Below are 25,203 nucleotides of genomic sequence, written 5' to 3'. Positions count from 1 at the left end.
CATGGCTGACATCGTGCTCGACAAGGTGAGCAAGAAGTTCCCGGACGGCACCACGGCGGTGCGGGACGTCGACCTGGAGATCGCCGACGGCGAGTTCGTGATCCTGGTCGGCCCGTCCGGCTGCGGCAAGTCCACCACCCTGAACATGATCGCCGGGCTGGAGGACATCAGCTCCGGTGAGCTGCGCATCGGCGGCCAACGGGTGAACGACAAGGCGCCCCGCGACCGGGACATCGCGATGGTCTTCCAGTCGTACGCGCTGTACCCGAACATGACCGTGCGGGAGAACATGGCCTTCCCGCTGCGGCTGGCCAAGCTGGATCGCGCCACCATCGACCAGAAGGTCGAGGAAGCCGCCAAGGTGCTGGAGCTGACCTCGCTGCTGGACCGCAAGCCGGCCAACCTCTCCGGCGGCCAGCGGCAGCGGGTGGCGATGGGTCGGGCCATCGTGCGTCAACCCAAGGCGTTCCTGATGGACGAGCCACTGTCCAACCTGGACGCCAAACTCCGGGTGCAGATGCGGACCGTGGTGTCCCGCCTGCAGAAGCAGCTCGGCACCACCACCGTCTACGTCACCCACGACCAGACCGAGGCGATGACCCTCGGCGATCGCGTCGTGATCATGCGAGGTGGGGCGATCCAGCAGGTCGGCCCGCCGCAGGAACTGTACGACCACCCGAACAACCTCTTCGTGGCCGGTTTCATCGGCTCACCGTCGATGAACTTCCTGCCCGCGACGGTCGAGGAGGGCCGGCTGCGTACGGCGTTGGGCGACCTGCCGATCGGCGACCGAATCCGCCGCGAGTTGGAGGGCGCCGACGCGCCCCGCGAACTGATCCTCGGCATCCGTCCCGAACACTTCGAGGACGCCGAACTGGTCGACGAGCAGACCCGCGACCGGGGCATGGAGTTCACCGCGCCGGTGGACATCGTCGAGTCGATGGGCTCGGACAAGTACGTCTACCTGACCGTCGAGGGAGGCCGGGCCAGCGCCGCCGAGCTGGAGGAGTTGGCCGCCGATGCCGGTGCCGCCGACCTCGCCGGCTCGAACCTGGTCACCCGGCTGTCGGCCGAGTCCACGGTGACCGAGGGGGAGGACCGGCGGGTCTGGTTCAACCTGGAGAAGCTGCACCTGTTCGACCCGTCGAACGGCCGCAACCTGACCCTGCACGAGGGCCGCTCGGCGGGAGCGCTGGCCGGCTGAGACTCGAACCTGCCCCGCCGTGTGGGGGGTGCACCTGTTGTCGTCGGACCAGGTGCACCCCCACCGCGTCGATACCGACCTGACCGCGCGTCGCCACGTACGGGCGTCCGTTACGGCACCATCCAGCTCAGCACCGGGGTCGCCTGGAGGCCGACCAGCACCGCCATCGCACAGATCAACAACACGCTCCAGCCGAACATCCGGCGGAACAGATCGCCCTCACGGCCGTCGAGCCCCACCGCGCTCGCCGCGATCGTCAGGTTCTGCAACGAGATCATCTTGCCGACCACTCCGCCTGACGCGTTGGCCGCGGCGAGCAGCACCGGGTCCAGACCGGCGCGCTCCGCAGCGGTGACCTGGAGCGCACCGAACAGTGAGTTGGACGAGGTGTCCGAGCCGGTGAGCGCCACGCCCAGCCAGCCGAGAATCGGCGAGAGCAGCGCGAACAGGCCACCGGCACCGGCCATCCAGGTGCCCAGCGTCGCGGTTTGCCCGCTGCCGTTCATCACGAAGGCCAGCGCCAGCAGTCCGCACACGGTGAGGATCGCCCAGCGCAGTGAGGCCAGAGTCTGCCCGTACGTGACGACTGCGGTTCGCGGAGTGATCCGCAGGATCGCCATCGTCACCAGTCCGGCCAGCACCAGCAGCGTGCCGGTCGAGGAGAGCCAGTTGAACCGGAAGACCGGCAACGTCGACGGCGCTCCCGATGTGGTCAGCAGGTGCAGTCCGGGCCAGTTGAAGGTCACCGTGACGGCGTTGAGCGCGTCCGCGATGGCGGGCACCTGCGACAGGCCGAAGATCGCCACGATCACCAGGTACGGGGCGTACGCCCGCCACACCTCGACCGACGTGTCCGGCGGGTCCGACGCCACCTCCGCACGGGCGGCGACCGCCACCGCCTGCTCTGTCGGCCTGCCCGGCCCTCCCGACCCGCCCGGTGCTCCCGACCGGCCCGACCGGCCCGACCCGCCCGACGCGCTCGGCTCGCCTGGCGTGACCGTCGTGCCGGGTCCTGCCGGGGCGGCGGTGTCGATCACCGGGTCGTCGTGACGCCGAGGCGGCCACAGCCGTGCGATCACGGTCACCACCACGGCGCTGACCAGCCCGGCGACGATGTCGGCCAGGGCCATCGCGAAGTAGTTCGAGGTGAGGAACTGGGCCAGCGCGAACGACAGGCCGCAGGCGAGGGCGATGTGCCAGGTCCGGCGCAGCCCTCGGCGGCCGCCGACCATGCCGACGAGCAGCAGCGGAATGAACAGTGCGATCACCGGTACCTGTCGCCCGGCCATCGCGCCCAGGTCGCCCGTCGGCAGGTCGGTCACCCGGGCCAGGGTGGTGATCGGCAGGCCGAGCGGCCCGAATGCGGCAGGCACGGTGTTGGCCACCAGCGCCACGGTGGCCGCCTTCATCGGACGGAAGCCCAACGCCAGCAGCATCACCGTGGTGATCGCGACCGGCGTGCCCTGGCCGGCCAGCCCCTCCAACAGCGAACCGAAACAGAACGCGATCACCAACGCCTGCACCTGCTGGTCGTCGCTGACCCGGGCGAACGAGCGCCGGAGCACGTCGAAGTGTCCACTCGTCACGGTCATCCGGTAGATCCAGATGGCGGTGCCGAACGTCCACACGAGCGGGAACAGCGCAAACGTCGCGCCCTGACTCGCAGTCAGCAGCGCCTGCCCGGTCGGCATCGAGTACGCCAGGATGGAGACCAGCAGCGCGACGGCGAGTGCGCCGAGCGCAGACAGCCACGCCCGTACCCGCAGCACACCGAGCAACAGGAACAGCGTGACGATCGGTAACCCGGCGACGAGGGCGCTCAACGCAAGTGAGTCGGCGAGCGGGTCCAGGATCGGACGGTACACACGCACCTCCGGGGCAGGTCGGCCGGCCGATCGCCGTACGAGTGCGCCCAGTGTGCTCGATCGACTACGTCGCGTCCTCTTCGCGATTGCGCTGTCTGCGCACAAGAAGAGTCGCGGCGGCGGCCGACGAACCACCTGGCGCGACCCCGCGAAGCAGATCTTGGTACGAAACGGCCCCCCGAGGGGCGCCTTCGTACCAAGATCTGCCGCGGTCGTCAGCGCCGTACCGGATATGGTCCGCAGAGCTGTGGGAGGACGGGATGTCGAAGGTGGTCGTTCGAGTTGTCGCTGTCGCTGGTGCGGCAGGGGCCCTCATCGCGGCTGTCGGCCTGCCCTGGGCCTGGTACGGCGACCGGGCCGTACACCTCACCGAGTTTCCGGGGTGGGTCTGGTATGCCGGCGCGGCTGTCCTGCTCAACGTGGTCACCGCGGGGGCGATCGTCGTGCCGGGGCGTCGAGGATGGCTGCTGCTGGCGGCCGGTGGGCTCGGTGTCGTCACAATCGTGGCCGCCGTCGTTGTCATGACCCGCTATGCCGACGTGTTTCTCGGCCCGGTCGTCCCTGCGGTGCGTCCGTCGCTTGGACCTGGTGGACCGGTCGCGGTGCTGGCCGCGCTCGCCAGCATGACCGCCGTCGCCGGCTCGCGGTACCTGCGGTTCAGTCGCTCCAGGTGACCCGGGGTGGCAGGGCGAGGAAGTCGGCGTACCGGTGCAGTGCCTGCTCGACCTGCTCGCGGCGGGTCGGGCCGAGGTCGGCCAGCGGATGCACCGTGAGGGTGACGCGGGTCTTGGCCAGGCTTCGTTTCCAGGTGCCGACCACCCGGCCACCGACCACGACCGTGGCCTGGAAGACACCATTGCCGCCGGGGATGATCGCCTGCTTGTGCTCCGGGTCGAGCATCAGCGCGCGGTCCTTGTAGCCGAGCAGGTACTCGTCGAAGCCGGGCAGGGCCAGCACGTCGTCCACCTCGGTGCGGGGTGCGTCCAGCAGCGGGGTGTGCAGCACCGCCTCGGCGCCGTCGACCACAACGGTGGTCAGGTCGTCACCGGCGGCGGCGATGCCGCGTTTCGCGTCGGCGGCGGTCAGGCCGGTCCAGCCGGCGAAGTCCTGCCGGGTGGTGGGGCCGTGGCTGCGGAAGTAGCGCAGAGCCAGGGCGGCCAGCGCCTCGTCGCGGTCGAGCTGGTGCTGGTCGGGTGCCCACTCGTCGAGCAGTGCGAAGGTCTGCTCGGTGCCGATGTTGGGGGCGATGCAGGTGACGCCGCGCTGGGCCGCGTACCACAGCAGGTGGTAGCCGCGCTGGCCGGCGCCGTCGATGCCGGCCGCGACAAGCGCGGCGACGCACTCGGTGCGGGTCAGGCGGGTGCCGCCGGCCAGCGTCGCGCCCAGCACGTCGACCGCGCGGTCGGCCTCGGCCTCGGACAGGCCGAGGAACTCCCGCCGCTTCGCGGCACCGGCCAACGCGCGTACGCCTGTCAATTCCAGCAGCCAGCGGGCGTCCCGGGCCGGAACCAGGTGGATGGTGCCGCGCATCGGCCAGGTCCGCAGCGCCTCCCGGCGCTCCAGTGAGGCGTGCACGTCCGCGTGGGTCGACCCGGGCAGGCGTACGCCCAACGACCACATGCCGCTGGCCAGGTCCTGCGCCTGCATGGCACCGAACCACTCCACCACCTCGGCGACCGTGGTGAACGGCGGGGCGGTGGCGTGCGGGCGCAACCGGAGACCGGCCATCCGCAGGGCGAGCGCCTCGGCGCCGGTCAACGCCGTCGAAACGGTGGGTGCCACGAGGTGGGCCGCCTTCCCTTGCTGCTGCTCCACCGCAGCATAGGAGTGGCCACCGACATCAGCGGGCCACCACGTCCAGGCGAGTCAGCATTCCCCCTGATCGCGCTTCGCCGGGACCCACCCGATCGCGCTTCGCCGGGACCCCTGATCGCGCTACGCCAGCTTCGTTGGTGGCGGAGCGCGATCCCCCGTTCAGGTTCGCCGCCGCGGGGCGGCGATGCGAGTCGCCGGCAGCGGTCTTCTCAGGATGGCGCTTTCCAGCTCAGCCGAGAACCATACAAAGGGCACCTTGCGGAACTCTTGAGCAAAGGCGCGATCCTGACCGGCCGCCCGGGTGGTGTCCCGCGCCGCACCGCTCAGCCCTGGCGGGGCTGCGGCACCCGGACCGCCGCCATGCCGGCGGCCGTGGCGGATTCGATCCCGAGGTCGGCGTCCTCGAAGACCAGACACGCCTCCGGGGGTACGCCGAGCAGTTCGGCGGCGCGCAGGAACGGCTCCGGGTCGGGCTTGGGCCGGGTGTAGTCGCCGGCGCAGACCAGCACGTCGAACCGGTCGAGGATGCCCAGCGCGCCGAGGGAGGCGGTGACCGCCTCGCGGGTACTGCCGGAAACCACCGCGAACGGGATCCGTCCGTGCGCGTCGTCGATGTGGTGCAGCACCCCGGGGATGCCGGCCGCGCTGGGCAGCAGCTGCTGGTAGAGCGCCTCCCGGCGGGCGATCACCGCCTCCAGCGGCATGTTCAGCCGTTGCTGCTCGTTGAGCGCGGCCACGATGTCGGCCGTCGGCCGTCCGGCCCAGGCGTAGAACAACTCCTCGGGGAACTCGCAGCCCCACTCGTCGAGGGCCTGCCGCCAGGCCGTGTAGTGCTGCGGCATCGAGTCGACGATGGTGCCGTCGCAGTCGAACAGGTACGCCTTGAAGTCGCCGGATGGCAGGGGGAGCATCACGCGGCCCAGGTTATCCGGCCGACGACGACCACCCGGATCGCCGGAGGACCATCACCAGGATCAGAGCCGCTGGTACATCACGAGCAGGTCGACGTAGCTTCCGTCGGGCTGCCGGAAGCCCTCCGGGATCCGCCCGACCACCTCGAACCCCAGCGACCGCCACAACGCCACCGCCCGGGTGTTGCTGGCCACCACGGCGTTGAACTGCATCGCCCGGTAGCCCTCCGCGCGGGCCAGGTCGAGCACGTGCCGCCCGAGAGCCCGACCGATGCCACGCCCGGCCGCCCACGGGGCGACCATGAAGCTGGCGTTGGCCACATGATCGCCGGGGCCCAGCTGGTTGGGGGTCAGCTTGGCCGAGCCGAGCACGGTGCCGTCGGGGTCGACCGCGACCACCGTACGACCGGGTGGTGACACCAGCCACATGCCCCGTGCCTGCTCCTCACCCACGTCGCGGGGCCAGGTGTACGTCTGGCCGGCCGCGACGATCTCACGCAAGAAGGGCCAGATCCCCGACCAGTCGTCGGCCGTCGCGATCCTGATCTCCATGGCCGCGAGCATGCCAGCCGGCGGGCTGCCGGTGTCAATCGATATCGCCGGGTGGATCAGCGCGTGCCGCCGGCAGTCGCGACCAGGTCAGGAAGCGCCGCGAATGTTCACCGACGCGAAGTTCGGGTAACTGCGAAGCCTACTCATGATCGAGGAAGGAAGCGTGTGATGGCGGCACAGGTAAAGGTGGCGGTGATCTACTACAGCGCGACCGGCATCACGTATCAGATGGCTCAGGCGGCCCGCGAGGCCGCCGGTGACGCGGGGGCCGAGGTACGGCTGCGCAAGGTGCGGGAGCTGGCGCCCGACGAGGCGATCCGGTCGAACGCGGGCTGGTCGGCGCACCACCTGGAGACCCAGCACATCGAGGAGGCGCAGCTGGACGACCTGAGCTGGGCCGACGTGGTGATTTTCGGCGCGCCGACCCGGTACGGCATGGTCGCCGCCCAGCTCAAGCAGTTCATCGACACCTCCGGCCCGCTGTGGGCCCAGGGTGCGCTGGTCAACAAGGTCTACTCGGCGTTCACCTCCACCGCCACCAAGCACGGTGGGCAGGAGTCGACGCTGCTGTCGTTGTTCAACGTCTTCTACCACTGGGGTGGGATCGTGGTCACCCCCGGTTACACCGAGCCCAGCCAGTTCGTCGCCGGCAACCCGTACGGCGCGTCGCACGTCAGCAACAACGGCGAGACCGCTCCGGACGACGTCGCCCTGACCGCGACGGCGCTTACCGCCCGTCGGGCGGTGCACATCGGCGCGGCGGTCAAGAAGGGCCTGGCCGGTTGAGCGTCGACGGACCGGTGGCCCGGGCGGGGGCTCTCAAACCCGCCCGGGCCACCGGCCCGTCAGCAGCGCTACCCCGGATCGGCGCTGCTATGCCTGCACGGTGGGGGACAGTTCACCGGCCGGCGCCGGCAACAGGTCCCGCAGCAGGTCGGCCAGCACGGCCAGGCCGTCCGGGCTGAGCACCGATTCCGGGTGGAACTGCACCCCGGCGAAGCCCGTGCCGCGCAGCGCGTGCACCGCCCCGTCGGCCTCGTCGCGGGCCAGTTCGACGGGACCGTACGGGCTGTCCTGCCGGTCGGCGGCGGCGCGGGCGGTGAAGGTGGCGTAGAAGCCGAGGCGTCGGGGCGTGCCGAACAGCGGCACCGTGCGTTGCAGCCCCTGGTAGGGCGCGGCGCGACGGTCGACCCGCAACCCGAGCAGCCCGGCCAGCAGTTGGTGGCCGAGGCAGACTGCGAGCGTCGGTCGGCCGTCGGCCAGCAACACCCGCAGCAGGGCCCGTAGCCGCTGCATCTTCGGGGTGTCGCTGTTCGGGTCACCGGGGCCCGGCCCGACCAGGACCAGGTCGTACCCGGACACCGGCGCGTCGGCGTGCCAGGGCTGCACGGTGACCGTCAGGCCCAGCGCCCCCAACTGGTGGGCGAGCATCCCGGTGAAGGTGTCCTCACCGTCGACGATCAGCGCCCGACGGCCGGTCAGCGCGGGCACGGCGAGTGCCCCCGGCGGCCGCTGGTCCAGCCAGAACCGGGACAGTGGCGCGTTGCGGGCCGCCAGTGCCGCGCGTACCTGCGGATCGTCGGCCAGCCGGCCCACCGGGCCGGTGCCGGCGGTCGGCGCCTGCGGCCCCAGGCCCAGGGCGGCCAGCACGCCGGCCGCCTTGGCGTGGGTCTCGGCGACCTCGGCCGCCGGGGTGGAGTGCCGCACCAGGGTGGCACCGACCGGCACCCGCAGCGCCCCGTCGGGACCGATCTCGGCGGTACGGATGAGGATTGGCGCGTCGAGGGTCTGCCGACCCGCGTCGTCGTGGCCGAGCAGGGCCAGCACGCCCGCGTAGTAGCGGCGGCCGGTGCGCTCGTGTCGGGCGATCACCCGGCAGGCGTTCTCCATCGGGCTGCCCGTCACCGTCGGTGCGAACATGGTCTCCCGCAGCACGTCGCGGACGTCCTTCGAGCCGCGACCGGCGAGCAGGTACTCGGTGTGCGCCAGATGGGACATCTCCTTGAGGTACGGCCCGACCACCTGACCACCGTGCTCGGCCACCGTGGCCATCATCTTCAGTTCCTCGTCGAGGACCATGTACAGCTCCTCGACCTCCTTGGTGTCGGCGAGGAAACGCAGCAGCGCCGCCCGGTCCGCCGCCGCGCCGGTGTGCCGGAAGGTGCCGCTGATCGGGTTCATCATGACCAGCCCGTCGTCGACGCTGACGTGCCGTTCCGGGCTGGCACCGACAAGCGTGCGGGCGCCGGTGTGCACCACGAACGTCCAGTACGCACCGCGTTCGCGCAGCAGCAGGCACCGCAACGCGGCCAGCGCGGCGGTCAACGGCGCACCCTGCACCTGAGCGTGCAGGGTGCGGTGGATGACGAAGTTGGCCCCTTCGCCGCGGCCGATCTCCTCGGCGAGCACCCGGGCGACGGTGTCGGCGTACTCGTCGTCGCTGATGTCGAAGGCCGCGCCGGTGGTGCGTACCGGACCGTCGGGCAGCGCGTCGAGGACCTCGGCCAGCGGCAACCGTGCCCGACTGTCGATGCGCAGGCACTCCAGTGGCACGCCGTCGTCGACGCAGGCGAAGCCCCGCTCCGCGACCTGCCGGAACGGCACCAGGGCCAGCGTGGTGGGGCCGGCCGCTCCGGCGGGTAACGGGATGTCGGCGAGTCGGTCGACGGTGCCGACCGGGCCGGTGAACAGGTCGAGATGCTCGGCGCCGTCGCGGCGGATCAGAGCGAACGGGCCCGGGTCGGCGCCGTCGGCGAGCGCGGCGAGCAGGTCGGTCAGCGGTGTGGGCGGTGTCATCGGTCTCCTCGGGCCGGGTGCCGCCGTCGGGGGCGGCCCACGGGCCGGAAGAGTTGACCGGCGGCCGCCTCGTCGGGCGGCCGCGTGGGAAAGCTACGCGCGGGGATGGGCCGCCGGGTCGGCGGGCCACCAGCAGGACAGTCGCGCGAGCATGCGCCCACCCTACGCGCGTGGCGGGCGGTGGGGAAGCCGTTCGACGTACCCGGGAGCACGGCAGGGTTGTGCTCGCCGAGCCAGGGGGTACGTTGACCGGCGATGAACATTCTCGCGCTGGACCTGGGCACCTCCTCGGTGCGTGGGCTCGTGCTGGGTGACGACATCCAGCCGGTGCCGGGAGCGTTGGCCCGGCGTCGGATCGACCTGACCGTCGACGACGAGGGCACCGGCACCCTCGATGCCCGCAGCTACCTGGCCTGCCTGTTCGACTGCCTGGACGAGTTGAACGAGCAGGGCTGGCTGCGCGAGGTGGAGCTGGTGGCGATCAGCGCGCAGTGGCACTCCGTACTGCCGCTCGGCGTCGACGGTCAGCCGCTCGGCCCGGTGCTCACCTGGCTGGACACCCGGCCCGAGCCCGCCCCGACGCAGGCCGGCCCGGCCGATCCGGATGCCTACCACCAACGCACCGGCACCTGGTGGCACCGCTGCTACTGGTCGGTGCGGCTGCCCTGGCTGCGGGCACACTGCGGCAGTCCGGTGGCCCGGTTCGCCGGCCTGGTCGAGTACGCCCTCAGTCAACTGCTCGACGACGCGCCGATGTCGGTATCCCAGGCCTCCGGCACCGGCCTGCTGGACATCAGCACCCTCGACTGGGATCCGGAGGCCTGCGCGTTGGCCGGTGTCGGCGGTGACGAACTGCCGGAGCTGGCGCCGTCTCACTGGCGGGGCCGGCTACGTCCGGCGTACGCCCGCCGGTGGCCGACGTTGGCGCGGGTGCCCTGGTCGCCGCCGATCGGTGACGGAGCCGCCTCCAACGTCGGCTCCGGCTGCATCGACCACACCCGGGCGGCGGTGACCGTGGGCACCTCGTCGGCGGTGCGGCTGCTGCAACGGATGCCCGCGCACGAGCCGCTGGCCCCGTTGCCCCCGCGGCTCTGGCGCTACCGTGTCGACCACGAGCACGTGGTCACCGGGGCGGCGTACTCCTCCGGGGGGAACGTGTTCGCATGGGCCGATCGGGAGTTGCGGCTGCCCGAGGGCCCGGCGCTGGAGGCGGCGCTGTGGGGGCTGTCGCCCGGCGACCGGCGTCCGGCGAACGTGGCCCTCGGCGGTGACCGGCCACCGGGCAGCCGTCGCGCCGGCTCGGGTGAGCTGAGCGGGTTGAGCTTCAGCACCACTGCCGTGCAGATGCTGGCCGGACTGCTGTACGGCGTGTGCGAGCAGGTCGTCGATCACCTGGCCGCCCTGGAGTCCACCGTCGGTGCACCGGTGGAGGTGGTTCTCGGCGGCGGGGCGATGGCGGCCTCGCCGTGGTGGCGGGCAGCATTCGTCGAGGTGTTGGCGCCTCGACAGGTGCACTTCGGGCGGCACCCGGAGATCGGTGCGACAGGTGCCGCGCTGGTGGCCTGTGACCGCATCGCCGACGCCGTCGAATTGGCCGATATCGGCCAGACGGATGATCAAAGCTCGCCGGGTACGGCATAGGGTGACGCCCGGCGGTGCCCTCCTGAACCAACGTAAGGGCAGGGCGTTGACACTGGTCCGGGACCTGGTTGGATAACGGGCGCTCCCCGGGCCGCGGCGGACGCGTGGGAGGAGGAGCTCGTGGCAGCAGGACCGGACCAGGCCTCGACGGTGTCGCACCATCGTCGGCGGCGGTTCGACGTCCGGGTGGTGCCCCACCGCCGCCGCTCCGCGCTGCGGCTTCGGGACTGGCGGATGCGCACCAAGCTCGCCACGGTGCTGGTGATCCCGTCGGTCGCCTTCCTGGTCCTGGCGGGGGTGCAGACCCAGAGCCTGGTCGGCCGGGCCAACACGTTGAGCGACTTCGCCGCGCAGGTGGGCATCGCGCCGGAGATCGCCAACCTGGTGCACTGGTTGCAGATGGAACGCGACCGCACCGCCGGTGAGCTGCCCGCCTTGCGGGCCGCCTCCTCCGAGGAGGAGAGCGCGCAGGTGGTGGAGGCGCTGAAGCCCTACCGCGACAGTGTCGACCAGGCAGCGCAGGCGTTGCACCGGGCCGCCGAGCCGGTGGGCAGGGGCGACGCCTCCTGGGAGGAGACCTACTCGGTGGCCTACCAGGCCTACCAGCAGGTCATCTACATGCGCAACGTGATGACCACAGTGGTGTTGAGTGACGACACCATCCTCGGCAACTATCACCGGGCGGTGGACGCCCTGTTGACCCTGCTCGCCCGACCGTCGCCGGGCGCCGAACGGCCGGAGCTGTCCGACGCGGTGCTGCGCTACGTGCAGTTCGCCCGGGCCAAGGATCTCTCCTCGCGAGTACGCGCGGAGCTCTACGCGGCGGCCCGCAGCGGCGGGTACCAGGACAACGACCGGGCGCAGCTCAACGATCTACGATCGCGGCAGCTGACGGCGTTGGGCGCGTTCCGTGTCGCGGCGAGCAACGCGCAGGTGGCCCGCTACGACCAGCTGAGCCAGCTGGATCCCTTCGTCCGGGCCGGCCGGCTGGAGGACCGGGCGCTGACCCAGAACCCGACCGCGCTGACGTTGCTGGCCGACGACGACTGGTGGACGTTCAGCGAGGTCCGCCATGACCTGCTGAGAGATTTCGAAGCCGAGATCCTCGCAGACTCCGCGACTCAGGCGGAGCGGGCCAGCGACGCCCAGCTGCGGGAGACGCTGCTGATGGTCGGAGTGATCATCACGGTGCTGCTGGTGGCGGTGCTGATCTCGGTGCTGATCGGCCGGTCGATGGCCCGGTCGATCCGCCTGCTGCGTTCACAGGCGTTGCGGATCGCGCAGATCGAGCTGCCCGACGCGTTGGCCCGGTTGCGGTCGGTCTCCGGTGGTGTGCCGCCGATCGAGGTCTCCCCGGCGGTGGTGCGCTCGCTCGACGAGATCGGTGAGCTGGCCGAGGCGTTCGTCGCGGTGCACCGCAGCGCGGTCGGGGTGGCCGTCGAGCAGGCGAACATGCGACGCAACGTCAACGCGATGTTCATCAACCTCGCCCGGCGTAGCCAGGTGCTGGTGGAGCGGCAGCTGGAGCTGCTCGACGACCTGGAACGCGAGGAGAGCGACCCGGACCAGCTGGAGAACCTGTTCAAGCTGGACCATCTCGCCGCCCGTATGCGGCGTAACGACGAGAGCCTGCTGGTGCTGGCCGGTACCGAGTCGACCCGCCGCTGGAACCGGCCGGTCGGGTTGAACGCGGTGCTGCTGGCGGCGAGCGCCGAGATCGAGCAGTACCAGCGGGTGCGGCACGAGGCGGTGGCCGACCTGCATCTCGTCGGGCATGCCGTCGGCGAGGTGGTGCACCTGCTCGCCGAGCTGCTGGAGAATGCCACCGCGTTCTCCCGCCCCGACACGGTCGTGCAGGTGATGGCCCGCGCGGAGGGCTCCGGCGCGACGATCGAGATCGCCGACCAGGGTCTGGGCATGAGCCCGACCGCGCTGGCCGAGGCCAACGCCGTACTGGCCGAGCCGCCGGCGGCGGACGTGGCGACGGTCGAGCGGATGGGTCTGTTCGTGGTCAGCCACCTGGCGGCCCGGCACGGCATCGAGGTGCGGTTGCACGGCGGGATCGGCGGGCTGGTGGCCCGGATCCGGCTGCCCGGTGCGCTGCTGGCGGCCGCACCGCCGCCGGGTCTGGACCCGGCACCGTCGCCGCGCGGGCTGCCGGTGCCCCGCTCGCAGGTGCCGGTGACCGCCGGACAGCCGATGGAGCTGCCGGTGGCCGGGCAGCCGATGGAGTTGCCGGTGGCCGGGCGGCGACCGACCACCGTGCCCCGACAGGCTCACCCCGTGCCGGTACGCGCGGAGGACGTGCTCGCCCCGGCGGCCGCACCGGCGTCGACGGGCAGCGGATGGTGGTCCCGGGAGGGGCCGTCGTCGCCGGCCACCGCCGACAGTTCGGCACCGCCGTCGGTGCCGGTGACCGGCGGCACCAACGACCGCGGACTGCCGGTGCGGGTTCCGATGGCCCAGTTGCGCAGCGTCACCCAGCCGGCCCGTCCCGGGCAGCAGCAGGTGGCGCGGCACGACCCGGACCCGGAGGCGGTCGGCGGCATGTTGTCGAAGCTGTACAGCGGTGTGCGACGTGCCGAGGCCGAGGAGACCACCGAGATACCCGTGCCACCGCCGGGGACATGGAGTGAAGGAGGACCCAAGTGACAACGTTGTCTCAGGAGGCCCGGGACCTCAGCTGGCTGGTCAGCGGGTTCGCGGAACGGGTGCCCGGTGTGGCGCACGCCGTGGTGGTGTCCTCCGACGGACTGCTGGTCGCCATCTCCGATCACCTGCCACGCGACCACGCGGACAAGCTCGCCGCGGTGACCTCGGGCCTGATGAGCATCACCGCCGGCGCGGCCCAGATGTTCGACGGTGACGTGGTCAAGCAGACCGTGGTCGAGATGGGCCGTGGCTACTTCCTGGTGATGCAGATCCGCGACGGCTCGATCCTGGCCACCCTGGCCGCAGCGGACGCCGACATCGGTGTGGTGGGCTACGAGATGGCCCGGCTGGCGAAGCAGACGGGGGAGATGCTGACCCCGGCCCTGCGCGCCGAGTTGCAGCAGGCCCTGCCCCGCTGACCCGTTCCCGGAGGTAAGGAAGGGCACCTTGTTAACGCCTCCGGTAGTAGCGGGGCCCCTTCTTAACACTCCGGTCGGCGCGGGCCGAGGGCATCGGGGCGTGGCGGGTCGGGAGGCCGAGTCCGGTCAGCGCAGGCCGAGGGCACCGGGCGTGGCGGGTCGGGAAGCGAGCCACCATGCTGCGGTGGCGGCGACGGCGACCGCGCCGCTGAACACGAACGGCGCGCCCAGGCCGGCGCGGGTGGCAAGTGCGCCGCCGGCCAGCGCGCCCAGTGCCGTGGCGCTGTAGGTGACCAGGCGGGCAGCGGCGACGACCCGACCCAGCAACCCGCCGGGCACCAGCCGCTGCCGTACCGACAGGGCGGCGACGTTGAGCACGGCGAACGCCGCGCTGGTGGCGACCACCACGACCACGGCCACGGTCCGGTCGGCGACGACCGCCAGCAGCACCGGTACGCCTGCGGTGACCGCCATCGACCAGGTGAGTACGGTGCGGTGGCGGAACCGGGCGATCAGCCGGTCGGCGGTGAACGAGCCGAGCAGACCGCCGACCGCCCCGGTGGCCAGCAGCAGTCCGAAGCCGAACGCCCCGAGGTCGAGGGCGTCGCGGGCATACAGCACGAAGATCGCGAACCAGGCGGTGTCGGCAGCGGCCACGGCGGCGGTGACGAGCACCAGGGTCCGCAGCATCGGTTGGCGTACCAGCCAGCGCAGGCCGGCCAGGACACCGTCGCCGTCGGCGACCGGCGCGTCGTCGTCGTGGCCGGGCCGGTGGGCCAGGGTCAGCGGCAGGGACAACACAAGCATCACCGCCAGGGCGAGCGTGGCGCCGTTGACGGCGAACGGGATGGCGGCGCCGACGACGAACAGCAGTGCCCCCACCGGGGGGCCGACGAACTCGTTGCCGACGATCTCACCGGCGACGAGCCGCCCGTTCGCCTTCTCCAACTGGGCGTCCGGAACGAGCCGGGGTACGGCGGTCTGGGCAGCCGTGTCGCGGATGGTCTCGCCGACGCCGAGCAGGAACGCGGCGGCCACCACGAGGGCGATGCTCGCCCAGCCCAGGGCGATCGCGGCGGCGAGCGTGCCGAGCACGACGACCCGACCGGTGTCGGCGACGGTGAGCAGACCGCGGGCCCCACGGCGGTCGGCGAGGGCGCCGGCGAGCAGGCCGGACACCAACCAGGGCAGGAACTGGGCGGCGGCAACGGCGGCGACCGCCAGCGGATTGTCGGTGAGCGCCGCGGCCAGCAACGGGAAGGCGGCCACCCGGATGCCGTCACCGAGGTTGGCAAGCGCGGCCGCGCTCCAGAACGTCCAGAACGGCCGGCCCAGCGATCGTCGATTCCGATCCATCCCGCGAGCCTAGGCGTAGCCCGCGTCCGGCGGACACCACCCCGGGCCGTCGACGGGTCAGCCCGACAGGCCCCGGTCGCGCGGCGGGATCCGATCGTCGTAGGCCCCGGACCGCCCGGAGTAGCGGCGGCCGTCGAGGTACGGCAGGCCGTTGGGCGTACAGCCGTGCAGGCCGAGGGTCTGCTGCTGCATCACCGGCGCCGGTCGGCCACGGCCCGGGCACAGTTCGTGGCCCATGCCGAGACGGTGACCGACCTCGTGGTTGACCACGTACTGACGGTAGTGGTCGACGTCGGTGCCGAAGCCGGGTGCGCCCTTGACCCAGCGGGCGACGTTGACGACCACCCGGTCACCGTTGCGGCAGGAGGTGTAGCCGTCGGGAGTGTCCTGACACAGCAGGTCCCGGGTGACCGGGGTGGCCAGATAGATGGTGAAGTCAGGGCGACGGTCGGGGCCGACCCGGCGCAGTCGCCACTGCCCACCGGCGCTCCAGCCCTGCGGGTCGGAGAGGATCCGGCTGACCTCGGCGGCGAACTCGGTGAGCGCGATGCCCTCGATGCCCCGCTCGATCGCCACCCGGTAACGCAGCAGCCGACCCGGCCCGGTCCCCGGTGTCGCCTCGCCGCGAGCGACATCCCAGCGGTTGGCGCCCTGGGCCGGGTAACTGACGACCGGTGGTGGCGTGGACGCGAGCGGTGCGGCAGCCACTCTCGGTCGACCGGTCGGCGGCGCGGTGACGACCGGCGCGAACGGCGCTTCGGGCGCGGGCATCGCCGGGGCACAGCCGGCCAGCAGCACGGCGACCAGCGGTGACGCCCACGATCGGCCGCGACCGGCGGGCACCCGAGGGGCGTACGACATCATGGTTCTCCCTCCACTGCCTGCCCGGGTCGGGCGGCGGGGAGGAAGACGACAGGCATCGGTGGAAAGTTCATCCGCCGACGGCTCAACCTTTTGGTGGCCTCGCTCGTCAGGACTCATCGTGAGGCAGGCAAGAGGTGACGATGGCCAGGGGTGACGCCGAGTTCGTGGAGTTTGTCCAGGCGGCCTCCGGCCGGTTGGCCCACGCCGCGTACCTGATGACCGGCGACCACCACCAGGCCGAGGACGCCGCGCAGACCGCGTTGGTGCGTACCTATGCGTCCTGGTCGCGGGTACGCCGCGACGACCCCTACGCCTACACCCGACGAGTGATGATCAATTACATCGTGGACAACTGGCGGCGTCCGATCCGGGAGTACCCCGTCGACGAGGTTCCGCACCAGCGACGCGGTGACGTCGCCGACGAGGTCACCGCCCGGCGCTGGCTGCAGATCGCCCTCGGCGCCCTCACCGCCCGCCAACGGGCGATCGTCGTGCTGCGCTACCTGTTCGACCTGCCCGAACAGCAGGTCGCCCGCGAGCTCGACGTTTCCCTGGGCACGGTGAAGAGCACCACCTCCCGAGCCCTGGAGAAGCTGCGGCAGAACCTTGTCGAACTGCCGACCGCCCCGGGAGGGGACCGATGAACGAGACAGATCGCCTCCGCGCGGCCATCCGGGCCACCGAACCGGACGACCGGGGTCGGTTCGACGTGGACACGATCATGCGGCAGGGGCGTCGGCTGCGCCGCAGGCGACGAGTGGTCCGGGGCGGCGCGGCCCTGCTCTCGGTCATCGTGGTGGCCGTCGGCGTGGCGGCCGTGCTCCGCCAACCCGATCCGTTCGAGCGCAGCGCACAGCCCGCAGCCACCTCGTCGACGGCCACCACGGTCACCGAGCCGACCGTCGGCGCGGCGACGCCGCCACCGGCACGGCCGCCGATCGGTACGGTCCTGAGCACCGGCATCCGGTACGGCGGCGACGAGCGGGTCTTCTACTTCGTCGCCGTCGACGTGCCCCGGGCGCCCGAGGTGACGATCGGCCTGGTCGCCGGGCGGCGTTCCGTCACCGGCGCGCTGACCGTGGACTACCTGGTCAACGACGTCGAGGGCAGCGACCGCCGACCCGGCTTCCACGAGCTCGGGTACGAGCCGTCGGCGCAGCTGCTCCCCGACGATCCGGTGCCCACGTTCGGGTACTTCGTCGGACCGGCCACCCGGATCATCGGCTCGGTCGGCGGGCAGCGGATGGATGCGGAGCTGGCCAGGTGGAGCGAGGACGCCGACGTGGTGGTCTTCTGGTTCCATCCGCAGGTGCTGCGCCCAGGGCAGCGGCTCGACGGCATCCTCGCCTGGGACGCGCAGGGCCGGCGGCTCTGATCCGTCCGCCGGCCCTGCGCGTCACCCGGGTCTCACACCGCGTTGTCGGCGATGACCTGGCGGTACCAGTGGGCGCTGCGCTTGAGCACGCGCCGCTGGGTGGGGTAGTCGATGTAGATCAGTCCCCAGCGCTGGTCGTAGCCCTCGGCCCACTCGAAGTTGTCGAGCAGCGACCAGACGTGGAAGCTCTCCAGGGGCACACCGTCGGTGACGGCGCGGTGGGCGGCGGCCAGGTGGTCGCGCAGGAAGGTGACCCGGCCGGTGTCCTCGACGGTGCCGTCGGCGGCGAGGACGTCGGGGGTGGGCAGCCCGTTCTCGGTGACGGTGAGCGGGATCGGGCCGTAGTCGCGGGTGACCCGGGTCAGGATGTCGTACATCCCGTCCGGGTAGATCTGCTGCCAGCTCGCCTCGGAGGTGGGCCAGCGGCGCATCGTGCCGCCGTTGGCGGTGACGTAGATCGGGGTGTAGTACTGCACCGCGAGCACGTCGACGGGGGAGGAAATGATCTCCAGGTCGCCGTCGCGGATGCCCCGGACCATCCGACTGGTCGGCCCGAGGTCGGCCAGGACATCCTCCGGGTAGCTGCCCTTGAGAGCGGAGTCGAGGTAGAGGCGGTTCTCGTAGCCGTCGTACAGCCGGGTGGCCTCGGCGGCGGCGGGCGAGTCGTCGGCGGGGTAGCAGGGGTGCAGGTTGAAGGCCGGCCCGATGCGGCCGGTGCCGCCGTCGGCGCGCAGCGCCTGCACCGCGAGGCCGTGGGCGAGTTGCAGATGGTGGGCGACGAGGTAGGCGGCGTCCGGGTCCTGCCGGCCGGGGGCGTGGTGGCCGTACAGGTAGCCGTTCTGCACGACGGTCTTGGGCTCGTTGATGGTGAGCCAGACGGGCACCCGGTCGCCGAGCGCCTCGAACACGGTCGCCGCGTAGTCGGCGAAGCGGTACGCCACGTCGCGGGATTCCCAGCCGCCGGCGTCCTGCAGCGTCTGCGGCAGGTCCCAGTGGAACAGGGTGGCCATCGGGGAGATGCCACGCTCGTGCAGCCCGTCGACCAGGCGACGGTAGAAGTCGATGCCCCGCTGGTTGGCGGCGCCGGTGCCGTCGGGCTGGATGCGCGGCCAGGAGATGGAGAACCGGTAGCTGCGCAGCCCCAGGTCGCGCATCAGATCGAGGTCTTCGGCGTAGCGGTGGTAGTGGTCGGCGGCGACGTCACCGGTGTCGCCGTTGCGGATGCGCCCCGGCGTGTGGCTGAAGGTGTCCCAGACCGACTCGCCCCGGCCGTCTTCCTTGGCGGCGCCTTCGATCTGGTACGCCGAGGTGGCTGCGCCCCAGCCGAAGTTCACCGGGAACTGCAACCGGGCGGCGGAGCTGGCGGTCGGCTCGGTGGGTGCGGCATCCTCGCCGGTCTGGCAACCGGCGAGGGCGGTGGCGCCGGCTGCGGTGGTGACCGCGCCCAGTGCGGCGCCGGCCGGCGTCACGGCGGTGGCCGACAGCGCCGCGCGGCGCAGCAGGTGGCGCCTGGTGAGCATCGACATGGGTTCTCCTCGTGGGTGGGGTGGCCGCCGCGCCCCTCGGGAGCGCTCCCAATAAAGCGTAAAGGGTGGGCGGCCGCCGCTGGCGCATGATCGTCGTAGATCACGGACGACCGCGATGGCGGCGGAGACAAAGGTGGGGGGTTCTGGCGGTCAGCCGGTCGGGCGTCGGGTGTGGCGGGACCGGGGTGCGCCGAGTTCCGCGGGCGGACCGGCGGCGTGCTCCCGGATGTGGTCGGCGGGGCAGCGCACGGTCGGCGGGCGGGGCATACTGCCGTGCGGGGCGCGCGGGTGATGCGCGTCTGACCCGTCGGCCTCTTTTCCCATCGTTAACGGGGGTTTAGTGTGGGGACGGGGGAGGGCAACCCCCGTCCCCACTGTGTTGCGGTACACGCACGTGCGGATTGGCGTCCCAGTCGTGCGTGTCGCGCGGGAGCCGGGCCACGCGAGTGGCTTGAGGATCCACCTCCCCTCACTGTGGTGGGGTGACGGCTGACGGCGGTGTCCGGGCTGGCCCGCCGTCGGCCTGCGGTCTTAGTACCCGTTGCTGTGGGCACAGCGCCGGGTAATCCAATGCTTGGAGCTCCGTCGATGGAAGCGCTCCCATCGACGTTGTTTGCGACTGTAACGCCCGTCACGGCTTTGTGAAAGCCCCAAAATAAGATCGAAACAACCGAGTGCTTCCGGAAGTATGATCTCTGGTGCTGGGAGCGCTTCCATGGCACACTGTCGATCGACCACGTGGAGCCAGGTATGCGTGAGCGTGGGGCCGCCGAGGGCTTCCGGTGTATCCGGTACGGCGCCCTGATCGCAGTGGGTGTCTGACGACGACCTGCTGCGTTCCGGCCCGTCGGCCGGCCCACCACCATCCACCGGCGTCTCGCGTCCTGTCGTCTGCGAGGCGTCCCGCCGGGGCGGCACCGCACCCGGCCTGGTTCGAGGAGACACCGCGCAGATGAGAAATCTGGCAAGACGTCGCCGCCTGGCGTGGCTCGCCGCCGCGGCACTGGCGATCGGCGGGGTGACCGTACCCGCCGGCGCCGCGCAGGCCGCACCGGCCTGCGACGTGGTCTATGAGACCAATGACTGGAGCAACGGCTTCACCGCCAACATCGTCCTCAAGAACCTCGGCGACCCGGTCAACGGCTGGACGTTGCGGTTCGCCTTCCCCGGCAACCAGCGGGTCACCAACGGCTGGTCGGCCCGGTGGAGCCAGAGCGGCAACGAGGTCACCGCCGTCAACGAGGCGTGGAACGGCAGCATGGCCACCGGCGCCAGCACCACCATCGGCTTCAACGGCTCGTACACCGGCAGCAACCCGAAGCCGACCTCGTTCTCCGTCAACGGGGTCACCTGCGGTGGCGTCGCCCAGCAGCCTCCGACGGTGAGCCTGTCGGTCCCCGCCGGCCCGTTCACCGCCCCGGCGACCGTGCCGCTGACCGCCACCGCGAGCGACCCGGACGGCACCATCGCCCGCGTCGAGTTCTACCGCAACGGCCTGCTGGTCAACACCGACACCACCGCGCCGTACGCGTACACCCTGGAGAGCCTGCCGGCCGGTGACTACACGGTGCAGGCCCGGGCCTACGACAACAGCGGGCTGTCGGCGATCGCCGAGCGGTCGTTCAGCGTCACCGCGTCCACCGCGCCGGCGGTGGTGGCCACCCCGACCGCGCTGACCGTGCCCGAGGGCGGCAGCTCCACGTTCAACATCAAGCTCAGCCGCGCGCCGTCGGCTAACGTCTCGGTGAGCCTGACCCGCACCGGTGACACCGACATCACCGTCCCGTCGACGCCGCTGACGCTTACCACCAGCAACTGGAACAATGGCGTCGACGTGACCGTCCAGGCCGCCGAGGACGCCGACACCGTCGGTGGCACCGCGACGATCACCGCCTCGGCCACCGGCCACACGCCGGCGACGGTCACCGTCACCGAGATCGACAACGACGTGCCGGGCGGCGACGGCGAGTACGTGCAGCGCTTCCTCACCCAGTACAACAAGATCAAGAACTCGGGCTACTTCAGCCCGGAGGGCGTGCCGTACCACTCGATCGAGACGCTGATCGTCGAGGCGCCCGACCACGGCCACCAGACCACCTCCGAGGCGTTCAGCTTCTGGCTGTGGCTGGAGGCGTACTACGGTCGGGTCACTCAGAACTGGGCGCCGTTCAACAACGCCTGGACGGTGATGGAGACCTACATCATCCCGTCCACGGCCGACCAGCCGACCGCCGGTTCCGCCGGTGACGCCACCTACGCCGCCGAGAACGACCTGCCCAACCAGTACCCGTCGCAGCTGGACGCGAACGTGCCGGTCGGCAAGGACCCGCTGCGCGCGGAACTGCAGCAGACCTACGGCACCGGCAGCATCTACGGCATGCACTGGCTGCTGGACGTGGACAACGTCTACGGCTTCGGCCGCTGCGGCAACGGCACCACCCGTCCCGCGTACATCAACACCTTCCAGCGGGGCACCCAGGAGTCGGTGTGGGAGACCGTGCCGCACCCCTCCTGCGACACCTTCGCCCACGGCGGGCCGAGCGGCTACCTCGACCTGTTCATCAAGGAGTCCGGCACCCCGGCCAAGCAGTGGAAGTACACCAACGCCCCGGACGCCGACGCCCGCGCCGTGCAGGCCGCCTACTGGGCGCTGACCTGGGCCAAGGAGCAGAACAAGCAGGCCGACGTGGCGGCGACCGTGACCAAGGCCGCCAAGATGGGTGACTACCTGCGGTACGCGCTGTTCGACAAGTACTTCAAGCGCATCGGTAACTGCGTCGGGGCCACCCAGTGCCCGGCCGGTAACAACCGCGAGTCCGCCCACTACCTGCTCTCCTGGTACTACGCCTGGGGCGGCGCGTACGAGACCAGCCAGAACTGGTCGTGGCGGATCGGTTCCAGCCACAGCCACTTCGGCTACCAGAACCCGTTCGCGGCCTGGGCGCTGACCAACGTCAACGAGCTCAAGCCGCGCTCGTCGACCGCGGCGGCGGACTGGAACAACAGCCTCACCCGGCAGCTGGAGCTCTACACCTGGCTCCAGTCGGCCGAGGGTGGCATCGCCGGTGGCGCGACCAACAGCTGGGGCGGGCACTACGGCACGCCGCCGGCCGGCACCGCCACCTTCTACGGCATGTTCTACGACGAGGACCCGGTCTACAACGACCCGCCGTCGAACCAGTGGTTCGGCATGCAGGCCTGGTCGATGCAGCGCATCGCCGAGCTGTACCTGGTCAGCGGTGACGCCCGCGCCAAGGCCCTGCTCGACAAGTGGGTGCCGTGGGCCATCGCCAACACCACCCTGGGCGAGGACTGGTCCATCCCGGCCGATCTGAAGTGGACCGGCCAGCCCAACAACTGGAACCCGACCAACCCGCAGCCGAACACCAACCTGCACGTCGAGGTGATCGCCAAGGGTCAGGACGTCGGCATCGCCGCCTCCTACGCCCGTACGCTGATCGCCTACGCGGCCAAGTCGGGCAACGTGGCGGCGAAGAACACCGCCAAGGGCCTGCTCGACGCGCTGCACGGCGAGAGCGACGCGCAGGGTGTGTCGACGGTGGAGAAGCGTGGCGACTACCGGCGCTTCGACGACGTCTACGACGCCTCCACCGGGCAGGGCCTGTACATCCCGCAGGGCTGGACCGGCCGCATGCCCAACGGTGACGTGATCGCCCCGGGCAAGAGCTTCGTCGACATCCGGTCGTTCTACAAGAACGACCCGGCGTGGCCGAAGGTCCAGGCGTACCTCGACGGTGGGCCGGAGCCGGAGTTCCGCTACCACCGGTTCTGGGCCCAGGCGGACGTCGCGATGGCGTACGCCGACTACGGGAAGCTGTTCCCCAACGGCTGAACGACGTCCTCCGGGTGGGCGGTGACCCACCCGGAGGCTCCGGCCGGGCCTCGGGGGTAGAGGCAGGACCGGCCGGCGGCCTGACACCCACGGTCAGGCCGGGGTGGGTCGGCCCTCTGGCCGACGCAGCGGAGAAGCCGACCCACCCCACCGCCCCCCGATTCGACAGTGACACCACGCAGATCGTGAAAAAAAGTGACCGCCTCGGGATAACAACACCGCCGAGGACGGAGTAACGTACATCACCGGAGAGGCCGCTCCCCCCGTGGCGGCCTCTCCCTTTTGCTGTTGCGGCCACACCCCTTCTCGCCGTCGGCCCGAAGCCACACAACATCTCCGGCCGACCGCCGTGCCGCCCAGCGTTGCCCCTGCTCAGCTGCGCCTGACGCCGGTGCCGGCGCGGTCGGCGGGCCACTGGCAGACCGCCGGGCGACGGCGGCTAAGTTGTCCGGGTGCGCGTGACGCCGAGGGGTGGGACTGCGGTCTGGTTGGTCTTGCTGGCCCTTGTCCAGACGGCGGCCTTCATCGTCGTCTGGCGATTCGCCCTCTACACCGACGTCGGCCAATGGATCGACACGGTGGCATTGACCGGCAACCGGATCGGCCGTGACCACATCGAGGATCCGGTGGACCGGATCCTCAACGCGATGTCCGTGGTGTCGCTGCTGGCAGCCACCGTGACGATCGGGTTCATCGCGTTGATCCGGGGCCGGGTGGCCCTGGCGGTGGCGGCCACCCTGCTGATCGCCGGCGCCAACGTCACCACCCAACTGCTCAAGTACGGCCTGGCCCGGCCCGACTACGGCATCGACCCGGAACGGGCGTACGTGGGCAACAGCCTGCCCAGCGGACACACCACCGTCGCCGCCTCGGTGGCGGTGGCGCTGGTGCTCGTCCTGCCACCCAAGGGCCGGGCCTTCGCCGCCGTGGTCGGTGCCGCCTACGCCGCCGTCGCCGGGGTGGCGACCCTCTCGGCGGGCTGGCACCGTCCCAGCGACGCGGTGGCCGCGTTCCTCGTGGTCGGCGTGTGGGCGGCGCTGGCCGGCCTGTTGCTGCTGATCACCCAGCGGGAACAGGCAAAGGTCTCCTCGGCCGACGCGCACCGGGGCGTCGCGCTGCTGCTCGGCCTCGGTGGACTCCTGGCGATCGCGGGCTGCGCGCTGGCACTGTCCTGGCTGGTGGGGCAGCGCACCACCGCGCCGGCCGAGTTGCCCCGCCACCCCCTGTTCGTCGGGTACGCCGGCAGCGCCGCCGGCATCGCCGGAACGATGGGGGTGGTCATGGCGCTGGCCCTCTCCGCAGTGCACCGCATCGTCCCCCGCCACAAGGGCTGACCACCCTCACCTGTGCCACAACACCACCGCGTCCGGACTTGCCCGCAAGATCGTGCTCGATCCAGGATCGAGTGGGTTGAGCGTGAGAACGAGGCCACTCGATCCGGGATCGAGCACGATCATGAATCGTCGGTCGGTGGCGGGAGTTGGCTCCGGGGCCGAGCTGCCCGAGCGGGGGCCGTCGGAGGTAGGGGGGTCCGAGGTGGGGGAGTGCGTGGGGGACGTCGATCTCGTTCGGGCGGCTTTCCGTGCGGAGTGCCTGCGGCTTGGTGAGGTGCTGGCGGCCCTCGATCCGAGGGACCTGGCTCGGCCGACCGGCTGCGTGCCGTGGACGGTGGCCGAACTGCTGGCACATGTTCGCACCGGTGCGGGCCGGCTGATCGACATGCTGGCCGCACCGGCACCGACCGGTGCCCTGGTCGACGCCGCCGGCTACTTCGGTGCCGCCAAGTTCACCCCCGAGGTCGACGCCGCCCGCATCGAGTCGGCCCGCGCCGAGGCGGATCGGGTCGAGTCGGCTCGTGCCGAGGAGGCTCGCATCGCGTCGGCTCGTGCCGAGGCGGATCGGGTCGAGGAGGCTCGGGTGGGGGACGGGCGGGCCGAGAGTGGTGAGGAGAGGTTCGGCTCGGAGGGTGCGCGCCGAGGGGTCGGATCGGGTGAGGACTTCGACCGGGCCTGGCGCGCTGCCCTCGCGGCCGTCGAGGCGTGTCCACCGGACCGGGTGGTACGCACCCGACACGGCGATGCGATGACGGTGACGGAGTTCCTGCGTACCCGGGTGGTCGAGGTCGGGGTGCACGGCCTGGACCTGGCCGCGGCGCTGGACCGTCCGCCGTGGCTGACCACGGCCGCCAGCCGGGTCATCACCGACCTGCTCACTGCGGGCCGCCGCCTGCCGGCGGAGCTGGGCTGGGACCGGCTGACCCTGATCACCAAGGTGACCGGGCGCACACCGTGCAGTCCTGCCGAACAGGCAGCCCTCGCCCGCGTCGGCCTGCCGCTGCTCGCCTTCGGCCGCTGATCCCCACCGAACGGACAGG

The 25,203-nt window shown here is 71.4% G+C and carries 19 protein-coding genes; 11 read left to right on the top strand and 8 right to left on the bottom strand.

Annotated elements, in window-relative coordinates:
- The first annotated feature begins 1 nt into the window (after position 1).
- Positions 2–1,204 carry an ABC transporter ATP-binding protein gene (locus C1A38_RS09665; protein WP_013734784.1) on the top strand — a complete coding sequence of 401 codons (1,203 nt, stop codon included), beginning with the start codon at positions 2–4 and terminating at the stop codon, positions 1,202–1,204.
- A gap of 110 nt (positions 1,205–1,314) precedes the next feature.
- On the opposite strand, the gene C1A38_RS09660 is transcribed toward C1A38_RS09665, so the two are convergent.
- Positions 1,315–3,069, bottom strand: a complete 1,755-nt coding sequence (locus C1A38_RS09660) for an L-lactate permease (RefSeq protein WP_102657490.1) — start codon at positions 3,067–3,069, stop codon at positions 1,315–1,317.
- A 260-nt stretch (positions 3,070–3,329) separates the two neighbouring features.
- On the opposite strand from C1A38_RS09660, the gene C1A38_RS09655 reads away from it, so the two are divergent.
- On the top strand, positions 3,330–3,743 hold the full coding sequence (locus C1A38_RS09655) for a hypothetical protein (RefSeq protein ID WP_102657489.1): 414 nt from the start codon (positions 3,330–3,332) through the stop codon (positions 3,741–3,743).
- Here C1A38_RS09655 and C1A38_RS09650 read toward each other — a convergent pair.
- The 3 genes from C1A38_RS09650 to C1A38_RS09640 form a co-directional block, all read right to left on the bottom strand.
- Positions 3,727–4,797 carry a winged helix DNA-binding domain-containing protein gene (locus tag C1A38_RS09650; RefSeq protein ID WP_199180156.1) on the bottom strand — a complete coding sequence of 357 codons (1,071 nt, stop codon included), beginning with the start codon at positions 4,795–4,797 and terminating at the stop codon, positions 3,727–3,729. The genes C1A38_RS09655 and C1A38_RS09650 overlap by 17 nt on opposite strands.
- Before the next feature lie 410 nt (positions 4,798–5,207).
- Complete coding sequence (locus tag C1A38_RS09645) at positions 5,208–5,795, bottom strand: HAD family hydrolase (RefSeq protein WP_238358824.1); 588 nt, start codon at positions 5,793–5,795, stop codon at positions 5,208–5,210.
- Positions 5,796–5,858: 63 nt separating this feature from the next.
- A complete protein-coding gene (locus C1A38_RS09640; protein WP_199180152.1) occupies positions 5,859–6,347 on the bottom strand; it encodes a GNAT family N-acetyltransferase in 489 nt (162 codons plus the stop codon).
- A 168-nt stretch (positions 6,348–6,515) separates the two neighbouring features.
- Here C1A38_RS09640 and wrbA point away from each other — a divergent pair, with 168 nt between their 5' ends.
- Positions 6,516–7,133, top strand: a complete 618-nt coding sequence (wrbA, locus tag C1A38_RS09635; RefSeq protein ID WP_102657486.1) for an NAD(P)H:quinone oxidoreductase — start codon at positions 6,516–6,518, stop codon at positions 7,131–7,133.
- Between the two features lie 87 nt (positions 7,134–7,220).
- Here the strand turns inward: wrbA and C1A38_RS09630 are convergent, their stop codons facing one another.
- Positions 7,221–9,143 (bottom strand): anthranilate synthase family protein, encoded by a 1,923-nt coding sequence (locus C1A38_RS09630; RefSeq protein ID WP_102657485.1) that lies wholly within the window; start codon positions 9,141–9,143, stop codon positions 7,221–7,223.
- 255 nt (positions 9,144–9,398) lie between these two features.
- Here C1A38_RS09630 and C1A38_RS09625 point away from each other — a divergent pair, with 255 nt between their 5' ends.
- The 3 genes from C1A38_RS09625 to C1A38_RS09615 all read left to right on the top strand — a co-directional run bounded on the left by C1A38_RS09625 (position 9,399) and on the right by C1A38_RS09615 (position 13,855).
- Positions 9,399–10,784, top strand: a complete 1,386-nt coding sequence (locus C1A38_RS09625; RefSeq protein ID WP_102657484.1) for an FGGY family carbohydrate kinase — start codon at positions 9,399–9,401, stop codon at positions 10,782–10,784.
- Positions 10,785–10,904: 120 nt separating this feature from the next.
- Positions 10,905–13,436 (top strand): sensor histidine kinase, encoded by a 2,532-nt coding sequence (locus C1A38_RS09620; RefSeq protein WP_102657483.1) that lies wholly within the window; start codon positions 10,905–10,907, stop codon positions 13,434–13,436.
- On the top strand, positions 13,433–13,855 hold the full coding sequence (locus tag C1A38_RS09615; RefSeq protein ID WP_102657482.1) for a roadblock/LC7 domain-containing protein: 423 nt from the start codon (positions 13,433–13,435) through the stop codon (positions 13,853–13,855). Before C1A38_RS09620 ends, C1A38_RS09615 begins: the two co-directional genes overlap by 4 nt.
- Before the next feature lie 126 nt (positions 13,856–13,981).
- Here C1A38_RS09615 and C1A38_RS09610 read toward each other — a convergent pair whose 3' ends face one another.
- Positions 13,982–15,211 carry an MFS transporter gene (locus C1A38_RS09610; RefSeq protein WP_102657481.1) on the bottom strand — a complete coding sequence of 410 codons (1,230 nt, stop codon included), beginning with the start codon at positions 15,209–15,211 and terminating at the stop codon, positions 13,982–13,984.
- A gap of 57 nt (positions 15,212–15,268) precedes the next feature.
- The gene (locus C1A38_RS09605; RefSeq protein WP_102657503.1) at positions 15,269–16,072 is read right to left on the bottom strand and encodes a DUF3152 domain-containing protein; all 804 of its coding nucleotides are present in this window, start codon (positions 16,070–16,072) and stop codon (positions 15,269–15,271) included.
- 143 nt (positions 16,073–16,215) lie between these two features.
- On the opposite strand from C1A38_RS09605, the gene C1A38_RS09600 reads away from it, so the two are divergent.
- Both C1A38_RS09600 and C1A38_RS09595 read left to right on the top strand, forming a co-directional pair.
- Positions 16,216–16,719 carry a SigE family RNA polymerase sigma factor gene (locus C1A38_RS09600; RefSeq protein ID WP_102657480.1) on the top strand — a complete coding sequence of 168 codons (504 nt, stop codon included), beginning with the start codon at positions 16,216–16,218 and terminating at the stop codon, positions 16,717–16,719.
- Entirely contained in the window at positions 16,716–17,450 is a 735-nt protein-coding gene (locus tag C1A38_RS09595; RefSeq protein ID WP_102657479.1) for a hypothetical protein, read from the top strand. Before C1A38_RS09600 ends, C1A38_RS09595 begins: the two co-directional genes overlap by 4 nt.
- Before the next feature lie 32 nt (positions 17,451–17,482).
- On the opposite strand, the gene C1A38_RS09590 is transcribed toward C1A38_RS09595, so the two are convergent.
- The gene (locus C1A38_RS09590) at positions 17,483–18,976 is read right to left on the bottom strand and encodes a GH1 family beta-glucosidase (RefSeq protein WP_102657478.1); all 1,494 of its coding nucleotides are present in this window, start codon (positions 18,974–18,976) and stop codon (positions 17,483–17,485) included.
- A 961-nt stretch (positions 18,977–19,937) separates the two neighbouring features.
- Here C1A38_RS09590 and C1A38_RS09585 point away from each other — a divergent pair.
- The 3 genes from C1A38_RS09585 (at position 19,938) to C1A38_RS09575 (ending at position 25,184) form a co-directional block, all read left to right on the top strand.
- The gene (locus C1A38_RS09585; RefSeq protein ID WP_199180153.1) at positions 19,938–22,829 is read left to right on the top strand and encodes a glycoside hydrolase family 48 protein; all 2,892 of its coding nucleotides are present in this window, start codon (positions 19,938–19,940) and stop codon (positions 22,827–22,829) included.
- A gap of 452 nt (positions 22,830–23,281) precedes the next feature.
- Positions 23,282–24,163, top strand: coding sequence for a phosphatase PAP2 family protein (locus tag C1A38_RS09580; protein WP_102657476.1), 882 nt, complete (start codon positions 23,282–23,284; stop codon positions 24,161–24,163).
- 214 nt (positions 24,164–24,377) lie between these two features.
- Positions 24,378–25,184 (top strand): maleylpyruvate isomerase N-terminal domain-containing protein, encoded by an 807-nt coding sequence (locus C1A38_RS09575; RefSeq protein ID WP_102657475.1) that lies wholly within the window; start codon positions 24,378–24,380, stop codon positions 25,182–25,184.
- The last annotated feature ends 19 nt before the right edge of the window (positions 25,185–25,203 follow it).

The organism is Verrucosispora sp. ts21, from assembly GCF_002879555.1.
Taxonomy (GTDB): Bacteria; Actinomycetota; Actinomycetes; order Mycobacteriales; family Micromonosporaceae; genus Micromonospora; species Micromonospora gifhornensis.
The sequence above is the reverse complement of the archived record's forward strand: the minus strand, read 5'-3'. Positions and strand labels throughout refer to the sequence as shown.

Coding starts and splice junctions, on each gene's coding strand:
- C1A38_RS09605 (WP_102657503.1), bottom strand. CDS start 16,072: ATGTCGTACGCCCCTCGGGTGCCCGCCGGTCGCGGCCGATCGTGGGCG.
- C1A38_RS09655 (WP_102657489.1), top strand. CDS start 3,330: ATGTCGAAGGTGGTCGTTCGAGTTGTCGCTGTCGCTGGTGCGGCAGGG.
- C1A38_RS09590 (WP_102657478.1), bottom strand. CDS start 18,976: ATGTCGATGCTCACCAGGCGCCACCTGCTGCGCCGCGCGGCGCTGTCG.
- C1A38_RS09625 (WP_102657484.1), top strand. CDS start 9,399: ATGAACATTCTCGCGCTGGACCTGGGCACCTCCTCGGTGCGTGGGCTC.
- C1A38_RS09595 (WP_102657479.1), top strand. CDS start 16,716: ATGAACGAGACAGATCGCCTCCGCGCGGCCATCCGGGCCACCGAACCG.
- C1A38_RS09665 (WP_013734784.1), top strand. CDS start 2: ATGGCTGACATCGTGCTCGACAAGGTGAGCAAGAAGTTCCCGGACGGC.
- wrbA (WP_102657486.1), top strand. CDS start 6,516: ATGGCGGCACAGGTAAAGGTGGCGGTGATCTACTACAGCGCGACCGGC.
- C1A38_RS09630 (WP_102657485.1), bottom strand. CDS start 9,143: ATGACACCGCCCACACCGCTGACCGACCTGCTCGCCGCGCTCGCCGAC.
- C1A38_RS09650 (WP_199180156.1), bottom strand. CDS start 4,797: ATGGCCGGTCTCCGGTTGCGCCCGCACGCCACCGCCCCGCCGTTCACC.
- C1A38_RS09610 (WP_102657481.1), bottom strand. CDS start 15,211: ATGGATCGGAATCGACGATCGCTGGGCCGGCCGTTCTGGACGTTCTGG.
- C1A38_RS09600 (WP_102657480.1), top strand. CDS start 16,216: ATGGCCAGGGGTGACGCCGAGTTCGTGGAGTTTGTCCAGGCGGCCTCC.
- C1A38_RS09640 (WP_199180152.1), bottom strand. CDS start 6,347: ATGGAGATCAGGATCGCGACGGCCGACGACTGGTCGGGGATCTGGCCC.
- C1A38_RS09645 (WP_238358824.1), bottom strand. CDS start 5,795: ATGCTCCCCCTGCCATCCGGCGACTTCAAGGCGTACCTGTTCGACTGC.